Below are 13,551 nucleotides of genomic sequence, written 5' to 3' on the forward strand. Positions count from 1 at the left end.
AGTCTATCGACTACTTCAGCCGTGAGGGTAAGCATTTTATTGCCGTGGGCAATGAAGTGAGTGGTACGACCAGTGTGTATCAGCTGAATTTCAGCAGTACTGCACTGTAACGGCTGCATTAATAAAAAAACCGCGCTCCGGCGCGGTTTTTTATGTCTCATGTTCTCTGCGCCAACGTTATTGCCGCATAAAATCTTCCAGTCCGCGACCGGTCGCCTTGTGGATATTGCGGAATAAATACCAGATCGCCAGCGCCAGAATAATCATGCTCGGCAGCACAATCACCGGATAACTCATCGCCGTCATTGCACCCAGCTGTTCGTTATATTCTTCGGTACCTGGCATGGCGGTTACCATATAGCGCGCCAGACCATAGTTCAGCGCCGATGACAGAAAAAACGAGGCGGCGATGATTTTATTGGCCATCGTCAGGTGACGCTGAAAGTTCTCTTCTTCGCCATGCTCGGCAACCGCCTGCTGCAGCTTTTCTGTATCGATCACTTCGTCATTCAGAATAATCATGCGCAGTAACGAATAACGGGTATTCAGGGTCAGCAGTACCGCAATGCCGATCAAACCGGGAATAAGCGCTTCTTTAATGGCAAGATATTCCGGTGGTAAATGCAGCAGGCTGATACCACCGGTCAGTAATACGCTGACAATACCCAGAATCGAAAAGGCATTCACCTTGCCTGCGGTTTTCAGATCCCACAGACCAAAAGCCAGCGGAAACGCCAGCGCAACCACAACACCTAATGTTGGGCCAAGCATATCGTCACCACTGGCCTTGGTGAGAATCAGTGTCGGGATAACGATGTTAAACAGCAGATTGCTGAAAAAATTATGATTCTTTTTGCTGCTTGTGGTGGCGGTCATTAAAGGCTTCCATAAAAAAAATCAGGCTGATAAAAAATAGCGTCAGCGCACATTAACGGCGCTGACGACGTTCACCACGCAGTACTGTAATCACCGTTGCGGTTTCCGGGCGGACATCACGCCACAGAGCAAAAGCTTCGGCCGCCTGTTCTACCAGCATGCCCAAACCATCAATGGCTTTGGTTACGCCATGATCCAGAGCCCACTGATTAAACACTGTGGTTTGCGTGCTGTACATCATGTCATAGCAAACGGTGCCTGCCGTTAATACGGCAGGAGACAGTGGCGGTAAATCGCCGCTGAGGCTGGCCGATGTACCGTTAATGATGACATCGAAGCTGCCGTCCAGTGCATCGAATGCGGCGGCTTTAATATTGCCTAAGTCGGCAAAGTCCGCGGCCAGCGTTTGCGCTTTACTCAGCGTACGGTTGGCAATAATCAGCTCCGCCGGTTGCTGCTCCAGAATGGGCTGCAGCACACCACGCACCGCACCGCCGGCACCCAGCAACAAAATACGTTTGCCGGTTAATGTCACGCCATGGTTCACCGTCAGATCACGCACCAGACCCACCCCATCGGTGTTGTCGGCAAGAATGCGGCCATCAGACATTTTCTTCAGCGTATTTACCGCCTGTGCACGCTGTGCGCGCGGAGTAAATTCATCGGCGTAACGCCAGGCGTTTTCTTTAAAGGGCACGGTCACATTCACACCACAGCCGCCGTGTTTAAAGAATTTATCCAGTGCCCGCTCAAAGCTGTCGAGCGGTACCAGTTGCGCGGTATACAGCAGATCCTGACGGGTCTGCGCGGCAAATGCAGAATGAATCTGCGGCGATTTGCTGTGGCCAATGGGATTGCCCACAACAGCATAAAGATCGGTCATAACTACAGCCTCACACCCATTCTTTATGGGGCAGGAAATCGGTATAAAGTTTTGCTTCGGCCGAGCCGGGTTCCGGCTGCCAGTCGTAATCCCAGTGCACCACCGGCGGCAGCGACATCAGAATCGACTCGGTACGGCCACCGGTCTGCAGACCAAAGATCGTGCCGCGGTCAAACACCAGATTAAATTCCACATAGCGGCCACGGCGGTAGCACTGGAATTTACGCTCGCGCTCGCCATAAGGCGTGTCTTTGCGCTTCGCCACAATGGGTACATAGGCATCGATATAACCGTTGCCCACCGCCTGCATAAAGGCGAAGGATTTTTCAAAATTCAGTTCGCCGTCCCACTCGTTCAGGTCGTCGAAAAACAGACCGCCGACACCACGGCTTTCGTCACGGTGTTTAAGATAGAAATAGTCGTCGCACCATTTTTTGTATTTGGCAAAAACACCCTCACCAAAAGGTGCGCACAGATCTTTGCCGGTCTGATGCCAGTGCACCACGTCTTCTTCATAGGGATAAAACGGCGTTAAATCGAAACCGCCACCAAACCACCACACCGGCTCTTCGCCTTCTTTTTCGGCGACAAATAAACGTACGTTGGCATGGGAAGTCGGCACATAAGGATTGTGCGGATGAATCACCAGCGACACACCCAGCGCCTGAAAGCTGCGTCCGGCCAGTTCCGGACGATTAGCCGTTGCCGACGCCGGTAAGCGAGCGCCACGCACATGGGAAAAATTCACGCCGCCTTTTTCAATCACGCCACCATCGGCGATCACGCGGGTACGGCCACCACCGGTTAATGCCAGATCACCTTCAGCCGCCGGGCGCTCCCAGGAGTCTTCCTGAAATTGCGCCTTACCGTCCTGTGCTTCCAGTGCACTGCAAATGCGGTCCTGCAGATCCAGCAGAAACGCTTTAACCGCTGCCACATCGCAGCCCGAATGAGCCTGGCTCATAAATATTCTCCTCTGAGGCCTTCACGGCCTGTTAACGCAAACGCTGACCTGTCAGCGTGCGGATTTCCGACGGCTGAGCACGGCCACCCAGTGCTCCCGGCAAAACATAATCCAAACGGTCGGTAAAATATTGCCGCACCCGCAATGCTGAACGTGCCGGTTCGCGCCCCGCCGGATTGGCCGAGGTCGAGACCAGCGGGCCAACTTCATCACAGAGTGCACGTACCAGCGGATGATCGGTAACACGTACCGCCAGCGATTCATGGCGACCACGTAATAATGGTGATACCTCTCGGCGGCAGGGTAACACCCAGGTTACCGGGCCCGGCCAGGTGGCATTAACGGTTGCCAGATCGCTGTCACTCAGCGGCAACAACAACTCATCCAGCTGTTGCAATGAGGATGCCACCAGCACTAATCCTTTGTGCGCCGGACGACTCTTAAGTTCAAGAATACGGCTGATGGCCGCCTCGTTGCGCGGATCGCAACCCAGGCCCCAAACCGCCTCGGTCGGATAGGCCAGCACACCGCCGGAGCGGATGCTGTGAGCAGCCAGTTCAAGATGCCATTTATTCACGGACGAAAACCCGCAGATGAAGGGAAAGGCGGCACCCTACAACAAGGTGCCGGGAGCGGCAAGTAGAGGCCCGGCTGACGCTGTTTCGTCATCATTGCTGTATTAGGACAATTCAGGCCTAAGACTTAAGAATGATTATCGTAAGACAAGATTGAACCTGTCATTTCAGGTCAGTAGCCTCGCCGACTTTTCAGGGACGATGCATGCCTGTTTTCAGGCCTGCTTCAACAACTCAGGGGCAACCGATGAACGTCTGGTTCAGAGTTTTCTATATTGTGCTGGCACTGCTGCCAGCCATGCTTCACGCACACACTTCCGCAACGTCTGACGATATAACCCGCGGACTGGCCTGGCTCAGCAGCCAGCAGCAGGCGGACGGATCCTTCCGCAGCAATACCATGGCGGCCACCGACTGGCAGGCCAGTACCGAGGCTCTGCAGGCATTTGCCAGTGCCGGGCAGCTGGATCATCTCAATACCCAGACGCTCGCAACCTATCTGGCTGGTCTCAATGCACATGAGACCGAGCTGCTGAGCCGGCGCATCAGCGCCAACCTGCGCCTCAGCCAGCCGTTCGCCGACGACCTGGCCACACTGGCGCTGCGGCAGAACAGTGATGGCGGCTTTGGTGACGAAAACGGCTTCGACAGCTCAGTCTACGACACCCTGTTTGCTCTGCAGGTACTGGCCAATGCCGGTAACCGGGCCTCACCGGCAACCTCGGCAGCCATCGGTTTCCTGCTCTCCCAGCAGCGCAGTGACGGCAGCTTTGCCCTCGATAGCGACACCGCCTCCTCCGCTTATATCACCGCCCTGACTCTGCGCGCTGTTACCCCTTATCTCTATGTGTACAACGTCGGTGAATCTCTGAATAAAGGTCAGGAATATCTGTACAGCCTGAGCGCCGCCAACGGCAGCTGGCAGAGTGACTGGCAGGCGGCGCTGTTCCTGCTCGCGGTTGTCCCTTTGACCACCGATGTTACCCGCTACGCCAACACCCTTAGCTGGCTGAAACTGCAGCAGCAGGGCAATGGCTCCTGGCAGGATGATGCCTTTACCACCGCATTGGCCGTACAGGCGCTGTATCTGAGTGCCAATATCAGCCTGCCAACCGCACCGGATAAGGCCACGGTTCGCGGTCGTACGGTCGATGCCGGCAGCGCACAGCCGCTGGCTAATGTACGTATTACCACCTCGCCGCTCAGTGCTACCGATCTGTTATCCGATGCGCAAGGCAGCTTTGTACTTAACGGTCTGGAAGAAGGCAGCTACCGCCTGACCTACGAAGCCGATGGTTATCTGACCGCCTCGCAGACGCTGAACGTTAAAGCCGGGCAGCTGATCGATCTGGGCGATATCCGCCTGAATCTGGCGCCGACCACCAGTCTGGTGCGTGGTGTGGTCAGCGATGCCAATACCGGTCTGCCGGTCGCTCAGGCTCTGGTGCAGGTCACTCTGGCTGGTACCACAACCGATACCCTGACCGCGGTCGATGGTTCCTATCAGCTCAGGTGCAGGCAGTGCCAGCCTGATGATCAGCGCCAGCGGTTACCATGGCGTCAGCGCCAGTGCCAATCTGGTGGCCGGCAGCGCAGCAGAGTTTTCTGTGCAGCTGCAGCCGGATTCAGAACCCACCGTGCCGCTGCAACTGTCTGGCCGGGTGCTGGATGCCACGACCGGACAACCGCTGGCCGATGTGCAGGCCGAGCAGCTGAGTAATGCCTCGGCGGTGCTGTCCGGCAGCGATGGCCGCTTTACCATTCCGTCACCGCTGGCAGGCGAGCAGCAGATTATGCTGTCGCGCCCGGGTTATGACAGCGTGCTGCTCAGTGTCGTCGTACCGGCCACCGGCCGCGCTGCACTGGGAGATATTCTGCTGACCGCCAGCGAGCCGGTGAGCACAACCCGTATTACCGGCCGTATTACCGATGCCGACAGCGGAGCCGCAATTGAAGGTGCTCAGGTCAGCGTATTTGGCAGCAGCACGACCTCCGACAGTAACGGCTTCTATCAGCTCGATGGCATTACCAGCCTGGAGTTTGTGATCGGAGCCAACGCCACCGGTTACGTCTTTGGTTCCGCACCGGTCAGCCTCAGCCAGCCACGCGCCCTGACCATGGATATCGCCCTGATGCCAGCCAACGCCGGTGGCATTCAGGTCAGCCAGGTCACCACCGGCCAGCCAGCCTACGGCGCCTATCAGCGGGTTGCACTGAGCGCCACGCTGACCAACCTCACGGTACGTGAGCGCCGCCTGCTGCTGTATGTGCTGATCACCGACAACAACAACCAGATTCTTGACCGTTTCCCGGGGGCCGATCTGCCAGCGTTACCGGATACCGATAATGCCGAAGCCTGGGAACACTACAAACAGCATCTGAGTGACGCTACTGAGGTGCTGGCACCGAATGAAAGCCGCCATGTTGAGCTGGCCATGGGCTGGAACAGCGGCCGTCAGGCTCCCGGGCAATACCGGGTGACCATTCAGGCTCTGGACGCCGACACCAGCCAGGTGCTGGCTGAAGCGGCAGCGCCTCTGCTGATCGAGCCGACACAGGCGCTGCCATCTCTGACCGCAGAAATTACTCCGGCCTTTGCCCTGCTCGACAGCAACGCCGATCTGACGCTGGGGGCATTACTGCGTAATGCTTCCAATGTGCCCGTCGACGCCAGCCTCAGCTGGACTCTGGCCGACCCGGACAACCAGATCCTGAGCAGTGGTCGTCAGGATCTGCAAATCACGCCGGAGCAGACCAATCTGCAGCTGACGCTGGAAAACCTGCAGCAACAGATCAGCCGCAGTGGTAATTACCCGCTGACCCTGACTCTCGACACGGCTGCCACTCAGGGAACCCCTGAGGCCGCACAGCTGTTCGTGCCGCCAACGGTACGCCTGCAGGTGGAGCAGGACCTCACCCCGCAACAACTGATTCCGGGCGCCGAGCGCCGCTCACAGGTACGCATTCTGATCAAAGGAGTTGATGGCGAATGATTTTTCCGGCTCATTTTAAAATCTGGTGCCTGGCTCTTCTGAGCCTGTGCGCCGTGCTGCTGAGTCCTGCCAGTCAGGCCTCCCATGCCCGCTATGGTCATATCAGCTGGGAGCCTCGTCCCGAGATCAGTGAAACAACCGTCGACTTCCGTATTGTGGTGGCCTTCCGCCGCAGCTATTTCGGCAACCTGCAGCTGGGCAGTGTCTTCCGTCCGGCCGCTATCAGCTTCGGCGATGGTAAATCCGCTAACTATGAGTTTGAGGTCATCGCCCTTAACACTCAGGAAGACTGGGTTATCGGTCAGGCCCGTCAGGCCGGACTGGAGTCCGGCACCGTGCGCCACGAATATCCGTCACAGGAGCGCAGCAATGGCGAGCCCTGGGTGGCATCGTTATCGGTCTGTTGCCGCATCGGCTCGCTGCGTAACTCTGCCAACAGTAATTACCGGGTGCATACCAATGTTGATCTGAGCAGTGGCAACCGCTCTCCGGTCAGCAGCCTGCCACCGATTGTCAGCTGCGCCCGTGGTGACTGCAGTTTCTCTGTCCCTGCCGTTGATAAAGACAATGACCATCTGCGCTGGAGCCTGACGCCACTTGGCCAGTCAGGTATCTCACGTAATCCCACCGGCTTAACGCTGGATACCAGCACCGGTTATGTCGACTGGAGTGCCGGCAGCCAGAACGAACCTCTCGGACTCTATGCCCTGTCGGTCACCATCGAAGATCTGGATGAGTTTGATCAGCCGCGCAGCACCGTGGTGGTCGATTTTATTATCAACCTACGCGACTTCGTCGATAACCAGCCACCGGTATTTGATCAGCCACCATCACCGGCAACCGGCGATATTATCAATGCCATTGTTGGCCAGACGCTGACCCTGGATATTCAGGCGAGCGACAGCGACCTCAACGACGAAGTGTTCGTCAACAACCTCGGCCTGCCTGCCGGTGCCAGCGTCAGCAGCCTGACTCAGGGCAACCCGAGCGCGGTGCGTTTCAGCTGGACTCCGTCCATGGCCGACCTCGGTGACAAACTGCTGACCTTTACCGCCACCGACCAGAAGGCTGCCAGTGCGCTGCCGCTGTCGCTGGTGATCCGGGTTATTCAGCCAATGATCAGTGATGTGCGGGTTATCGACCGCATTGCCGCCACCGATATTGATATCGAACAGAGCACCTTCAGTGAAACCCCGGCCGACGTTCGCCTCGGAACTCCGGTGTCGGAAGTGGAGTGGCGCTACCCGACCTTTGATGTCGGCCAGATTGCCGATATCCGTTTCGACCTGAAGCTGCACAACCTGCAACCCGGCGAAACACGTCTGGTGATCCACGAACTGGAAATGACCTACCGCGATATGAACGGCAACCTGATCCGTGATGGCCTTGGCTCACGCGCGGTGCAGGTTTCTGAAACCGTTCTGGCGCTGTCGACCAATACCGACCGCATTCAGTACCGGCCGCAGGAACAGGTCATTATCAGCAGTCAGGTCCGCAATCAGGACGAAGGCGATACCAGCAGCGGCTTCCGCCTGCAGATCGTCGATGAACAGGGCGTACTGGTCAGCCAGCTGAACGAACAGACCCTGAGTTTCACCAGTCTGGAAGATAAAACCATCAATGGTTATGACTTCAGCATCGGCAATCTGATTGCCGGTAACTACCGCGTGCGGGCCGAACTGCTGCGCGCCGATGGCCGTGTAACCGCAGTGGCCGAAGCCCCCTTCAGCGTTGTGACTAACAGTGGCGGCGCGCTGAGTCTGGCCACCAGCCTGTATACCGACAAACCGGTTTACGGCCGCTGGGACAGCGTTAACCTCAGTGCCCGTCTGCAGAATACTTCCAGCAATGCGCCGCTGACGACCACCCGCAACGAACTGCTGGTGTATGCGCCGGATGGCACAGAAGTTTTCCGCCAGAGCCGTGATCTGGGCAGCCTCGCACCGTCGTCAATGGAAGACTTCAGCTTCCTGCTGGCCCTGAACGACGCCAGTCAGGGACAGTATCAGGCTGTGTGGAAAACACTGGATGCTGCCAGCGGTCAGGAACTCAGCCGTTCGCAGGCCGGATTCCGCGTGCAGTCTCTGGCACTGCAGGAACTGCAGGGCAGTGTTCAGGCCGCAGACAGCCGTATCTATCATACCGGCAGCACCCGCTGTGATTTCACGGTACGCAACCGGGCGCCGGAAGCGGCTTTGGGGACTCAGCTGGCTTACAGCCTGATTCAGGCGGACAGCGAAACCCTGCTGCAGCGCACCGAAATCAGCGCCGATATCGGCCGCAATGATGAATTTACCTGGCACACCGACTTCAGCGCCGCAGGACAGGCTTACGGTGGTTATGCCTGTGTACTGGAAGCCAACATCAACGGCACCTGGCAGGTTCTGGCCAGTGACAGCTTTGAAGTGCAGGCGCCTGAAGTATCCACGGCCATCAGCAGTGAAGGCCCTGGCCGCGTGCTGGTGCTGACCGATGCTCCGCGTCAGTGTTCTGCTCTTGAGGACATCCGTGTTGGCTTCGACTTCGGCGCCGAACTGAACACCTCTCAGCAGATTGAAATCCGCCTCTACGGCCCGGATGGCAAGCTGTTGGATACCGAGATCGTCAGCGCGCTGGATACCGAAATCAACCATCGCCACGGCAAGGCCAACACCGATCTCAGTGTGAAAGCTCAGGCCAGCGGTCAGTTCGAGGTGCTGGTGCAGTCATCATCCGGACTGGGCAAAGAGTACCGGGTGGAGGTATCGGTTAAACGTAACTGGCTGAGTAAAGTTGAGAAGTCCTGGACCTTCGACTGCAGCTGCGACCGCCCATTAACGCTTAATGAACTGTACGAAGACGTCAGCCTGCTGGCCTGGCATCCGTGGCACAGCGATGACGATCTGCGTAATGCCGACCCGTTCGGCCCGCTCAACGGCCCGGATGTGAATGAGCAGAACGACTTTATCGAACAACTGCTGCAGGACGCTGGCTGGGAATACACGCTGGTACACAGCGCCGATGACTTTGCCCGCGAGCACCGTCTCGGTGGTTACAGCAGCTACCTGTTGCTGGCCGAACGTCCGCAGCTGCACTGGCAGGTACAGAAAGAGCTGCGCGAAGCGGTCTTCGCCGGTAAAGGCCTGATTGTCGCGGGTGGTTTCGATAAACGTAACCTGTGGCTGGAATCGGCACTGGGTGTGGCGGTGATTGGCCGTCATCCATGGGCGCGGGAATTACAGGTACACAACTCTGACCTGAGCAGCGCCTGGAATGCCCAGCTGCCGCTGGCCGATAAGGTTCAGGGTATCTGGCTGACCGGCGCCGAAACCCTTGCCGAATACGCGCTGGCCGGAGACGAGCAGCAGCATAACTGGCACTGGCTGGATAAAGGCGAGCATAAAGCGCACGACATTTTCGATGTTAAGCGCCGCGCCATCACCGGCTACGACTATGGCAAAGGACGCAGCCTGTTCTTTGGTTTCGACCTGTTGCTGCAGGCCACTCAGGCCGGGGCTGACAGCAGCTATGCCGAACTGATTCTGCAGGCACTGCAACAGATCCAGCCGGATGAACTGCCGGCCCTGGGCTCTGCCGTACTGCCGCTGAACGTACAGTGGCAGAACAACCGCGGTGCCGTCAGCTTAGTCAGCGAACTGCTGCTGCCGGAAGGTGCTGAGCTGCTGGTTCCCGGCATCTTTGCTCAGCAGGATGAACACTGGCTGGCAACCCTGACGCTGGCAGAGCCGCAGACTCTGGCATCACGTCTGTACATCAAACTGGCCGACCGCGACGGTGAGCAGAGCATCGGTCTGCTGACCACCACCGTCGACGGCAATCAGCAGCTGCAACAGGCGCAGGCCAGCTTTGCATTCGGCACCAGCGCCACCCCGGAACTCGCGGCAACCCAGGCACTGCTCGACAGCCTGGCCTGGGACTACTGGTATCGCCTGAACTACCGCCATGCCTGGCTGAAGTTCAAGCTGGCCCGCGAAGCCATCAACAAAGAGCACTGGTATCAGGCGCAGACGCTGTTGCTGCTGGCCGCCGACCTGTTGCTGGTTGGCCATGAAGACGATGTCGCCAGTGCCCGTCAGCAGGTACAGCGTCATATTCAGTTTGTCGGCGAGAAGCTGGCGCAATGATCATGAAACGGAATTCAGTTATGACTTCAGGAACCCCTTCTATGCCTTTGCTGCAACAGGAGCTGCTGCTGGACAGCGCTCCACGCTCATCCCGCCCGCTGCGCCTTATTGCGCGCACGGTGCTGGTTGTTTTTCTGAATGCGGTGATCTGGCCGTCCTGGGCGGTTGCGGTGGAAATTGACCAGCAACAGCAGCTGGAAGAACAGCAACGCTGGCTGCAGGACAATCAGCAGCTTGATCAGGTGCTGGCCAATCTGCGCGACCATATCAGCCAGCAGCGGCAACAGGTGCTGAACAAACAGAATGCTGAGCAGGGCTTTGTCAGCCGTGCGCTGAGCTTTGTTGGCTTTGGTGAGGATGCCTTGCCGGATAATCCCAGCCAGCGTTTTCAGCAGCGTCTGAATGAGCTGCGCCAGGACACCGAAAATTCCCTCGCACAGGAAGCCGCCCGTCTGCAGGAGCATCGCCTGCCGGCCGTTGTGCTGGAGCGACAGCAGCAACTGCAGACGCAGATTCTGGCCCGCTACCAACAACTGCAGGAACAACTGACGGCAGCCACACAAGAGCAATCGCTGGATGATCAGGAGCAACAGCTCAACGCCCTGAACAACCTGCTGAACAGTTTCAGTATCGGTAACCCGCGTGATCCGTTTGATCCGGAACAACTGCCGTGGGGCACACCAGATCCGAAACTGACACCGGAACCGGCACAGGATGCCAAACTGCTGAGTCAGCGTTACGACCTGCCGTTATTTGAGCAGGGCGTACAACTGGCCAGTAACGTCATCACCCCGGACATGCTGGGCAATCCCGGCGGCCCGGTTCAGGCCGATCTGGATGCCACCCTCGACGCACCGCTCAGTCCGGCCATTATTGCCAAAGCCGGTGAGCTGAATAACGATCCGGTCGCGATCTATCAGTGGGTTCGTAATAACGTTGAATATATTCCCAGCTACGGTTCGGTGCAGGGCGCTGAATACACCCTGACTTATCAGAAAGGTAACGCCTTCGATACCGCCAGCCTGCTGGTTGCCCTGCTGCGTGCCGCCAATGTTCCAGCCCGTTACGCCTTTGGTACCGTGCGTATGCCCGCCGCCAGCGTGATGAACTGGGTTGGTAATGTGCAGGTACCGGAAGCCGCCGGCAATCTGCTCGGCCAGGGCGGCGTGCCCAGCAAGATGCTGGTCAGCGGTGGTCAGGTGACGCACTTCGAACTGGAGCATGTCTGGGTTGAAGCCTGGATCGATTATTTACCCAGCCGTGGGGCAAAGCACAGCGTCGGTGACAGCTGGATTCCGATGGATGCCAGCTACAAGCAATATGAATATCAGGACGGTATGGGCCTTGATCAGGCCGTACCTTTTGATGCCCAGGCGCTGGCCGACAGCCTTGAACAAAACAGCACCGTTAATGAAGACGAAGGCTGGGTACAGGGTATTCCACAGCAGGATGTCGAGCAGGCACTGACCAACTATCAGGCTCAGCTGGAAGACTACATCAACAGCCAGGCTCCCGACGCCACCGTCGGCGATGTACTGGGTACGGCTGCCATCAAGACCGTTGTGCGTGAATCACTGGCGGCTTCACTGCCGTACGAACTGCGTACCCGCAAACTGGTGGCTTCGGCCCTGACCGACAACCAGCGCTGGAAATTCAAATACACACTGGGCAGCAGTCAGTACGGGCAGATGGGCAATATTCTGCTCAGCATTAATCAGCCAACCGCCTTGTTAGCCGGTAAAAAACTGGGGCTGTCATTTGCCCCGGCTTCAGAAGCCGATGAGCAAACCCTCACCAGCTATTTGCCGGAGCCGGATGCCAATGGCGACATCGACCCGGCGGCTGTGCCCGACACCCTGCCCGGTTACCTGATTCATCTGAACGGCGAATTTACCATTGGCAGTGAGATTGCAGCGGCGACAAGCAGCAGCGTGACCATGGGTACTGAGCTGTTATCAGAAATGGGTTACTGGCAGCCCGGCCGTGGCTGGCGTACATCGCAGAACAAACCCATTGCCGGCGAATACCGGGCACTGGCGCTCGACCTGCATGGCGTCAGCCCGGCACAGGCCGATGCACTGAAACATGATCTGGAAAACACCCAACAGAAAATCACTGCCGAAGATTACACCGAGCTTGGCAAACAACAGCTGGTTGGTGATTTACTCTACGCCACCATCCTCAGCTACTTTGCCCTGAATAATGTGCAGGATGATATCGCTGCCCGTCAGGCCAATATGGTGAGCTATAAGGCACCCAGCTACGGTTTATTCAAAACCAATGTGACGCCGCTGTACTGGTTTGGTATTCCGCGTAATGTTGAATTGGGTGGTTTGACCATGGACGTAGACCTGATAATGAATTATCAGGTTGAAGAATCCAACGATCAAACTAAATGGCTGGCCTTTAATCAGGCACAAGGCGCACGCATGTCAGCCATGGAGCATCTGGTACCCGAACAGATGTTTGGCACTGATGATAACCCGGCCCACGGTATCAGTGCGGTAAAAGCCCTTCAGATCGCGGGCGCGGAAGGGCAGAAGATCTGGACGATTACCTCAGAAAACGTCGATATTGCGATACCTAACCTGAATCTGCCTGACGATATCATCAGTGAGATCAGGAACTCAGCCGCCGCAGGGATGGAGATTACAGCCCATGAACAGCCGGTGAATTTTTATGGCAGTAGCCAGATTGGATTTATTATTTTAGATCCGCAAACAGGCGCGGGGGCGTATAAGATAGGTGGTGGGGAGAATGGGGGGGATTTAGTATTTAGCATCTCAGATCTTTTTTTCAACTTGTCTGGGTTTATCTTTGGTTTTCAGGAAAAGCAGCAAGCAGGTAAAAAAGCTTCTGCGATGTTTAAATATTTAGGGAAGTTTTTTGGTGCAGTCGGCATTGTTTTCGGAACTATCGCCTCATTTATTGATCTGGTGTTATCGTGCCCATCCATATCACCAGCAGAGCTTGTAATCTTGGTAGGTATACCACTTATTTTATCAATTATAATTTCATTGATCTCAGTAGGTACTGGGGTTATTGGGTTTCTTATTTCGAGCTTAATTCAATCAGTTGCTTCTACGGTTGCTAAGTTGATGATGGGTATTGTCAAAAAAGATGCAGGATGTTAATT

Annotated in this window: 8 protein-coding genes; 4 read left to right on the plus strand and 4 right to left on the minus strand. The window is 56.7% G+C overall.

Annotation, left to right across the window (positions count from 1 at the left end):
* Window positions 1–177: 177 nt before the first annotated feature.
* The 4 genes from B3P58_RS09020 to B3P58_RS09035 are packed head-to-tail and all read right to left on the minus strand — an operon-like array spanning window position 178 to window position 3,300.
* Window positions 178–876 carry a VC0807 family protein gene (locus B3P58_RS09020; protein WP_260997960.1) on the minus strand — a complete coding sequence of 233 codons (699 nt, stop codon included), beginning with the start codon at window positions 874–876 and terminating at the stop codon, window positions 178–180.
* A 52-nt stretch (window positions 877–928) separates the two neighbouring features.
* Window positions 929–1,759, minus strand: coding sequence for a shikimate dehydrogenase (gene aroE, locus B3P58_RS09025; RefSeq protein WP_286717079.1), 831 nt, complete (start codon window positions 1,757–1,759; stop codon window positions 929–931).
* Window positions 1,760–1,769: 10 nt separating this feature from the next.
* A complete protein-coding gene (gene hemF, locus B3P58_RS09030) occupies window positions 1,770–2,723 on the minus strand; it encodes an oxygen-dependent coproporphyrinogen oxidase (RefSeq protein WP_286717080.1) in 954 nt (317 codons plus the stop codon).
* A 31-nt stretch (window positions 2,724–2,754) separates the two neighbouring features.
* Entirely contained in the window at window positions 2,755–3,300 is a 546-nt protein-coding gene (locus B3P58_RS09035; RefSeq protein ID WP_145467267.1) for an L-threonylcarbamoyladenylate synthase, read from the minus strand.
* Window positions 3,301–3,545: 245 nt separating this feature from the next.
* Here B3P58_RS09035 and B3P58_RS09040 point away from each other — a divergent pair, with 245 nt between their 5' ends.
* The 4 genes from B3P58_RS09040 to B3P58_RS09055 all read left to right on the plus strand — a co-directional run bounded on the left by B3P58_RS09040 (window position 3,546) and on the right by B3P58_RS09055 (window position 13,549).
* Complete coding sequence (locus B3P58_RS09040) at window positions 3,546–5,018, plus strand: carboxypeptidase regulatory-like domain-containing protein (protein ID WP_286717081.1); 1,473 nt, start codon at window positions 3,546–3,548, stop codon at window positions 5,016–5,018.
* Between the two features lie 73 nt (window positions 5,019–5,091).
* Window positions 5,092–6,291, plus strand: a complete 1,200-nt coding sequence (locus tag B3P58_RS09045) for a carboxypeptidase regulatory-like domain-containing protein (protein WP_349676588.1) — start codon at window positions 5,092–5,094, stop codon at window positions 6,289–6,291.
* Window positions 6,288–10,415, plus strand: coding sequence for a hypothetical protein (locus B3P58_RS09050; RefSeq protein WP_286717082.1), 4,128 nt, complete (start codon window positions 6,288–6,290; stop codon window positions 10,413–10,415). The genes B3P58_RS09045 and B3P58_RS09050 overlap by 4 nt, the downstream gene beginning before the upstream one ends.
* Window positions 10,416–10,435: 20 nt before the next feature.
* Window positions 10,436–13,549 carry a transglutaminase-like domain-containing protein gene (locus B3P58_RS09055; protein WP_286717084.1) on the plus strand — a complete coding sequence of 1,038 codons (3,114 nt, stop codon included), beginning with the start codon at window positions 10,436–10,438 and terminating at the stop codon, window positions 13,547–13,549.
* Window positions 13,550–13,551: the final 2 nt, after the last annotated feature.

The organism is Thalassolituus sp. UBA2009 (assembly GCF_002335285.1).
Taxonomy (GTDB): Bacteria; Pseudomonadota; Gammaproteobacteria; order Pseudomonadales; family Oceanobacteraceae; genus Venatoribacter; species Venatoribacter alkanivorans.

Excerpts from the sequence above, each read along its gene's own strand:
- hemF (WP_286717080.1), bottom strand. The coding sequence starts at position 2,723 with ATGAGCCAGGCTCATTCGGGCTGCGATGTGGCAGCGGTTAAAGCGTTT.
- aroE (WP_286717079.1), bottom strand. The coding sequence starts at position 1,759 with ATGACCGATCTTTATGCTGTTGTGGGCAATCCCATTGGCCACAGCAAA.
- B3P58_RS09050 (WP_286717082.1), top strand. The coding sequence starts at position 6,288 with ATGATTTTTCCGGCTCATTTTAAAATCTGGTGCCTGGCTCTTCTGAGC.
- B3P58_RS09055 (WP_286717084.1), top strand. The coding sequence starts at position 10,436 with ATGACTTCAGGAACCCCTTCTATGCCTTTGCTGCAACAGGAGCTGCTG.
- B3P58_RS09045 (WP_349676588.1), top strand. The coding sequence starts at position 5,092 with ATGCTGTCGCGCCCGGGTTATGACAGCGTGCTGCTCAGTGTCGTCGTA.
- B3P58_RS09020 (WP_260997960.1), bottom strand. The coding sequence starts at position 876 with ATGACCGCCACCACAAGCAGCAAAAAGAATCATAATTTTTTCAGCAAT.
- B3P58_RS09040 (WP_286717081.1), top strand. The coding sequence starts at position 3,546 with ATGAACGTCTGGTTCAGAGTTTTCTATATTGTGCTGGCACTGCTGCCA.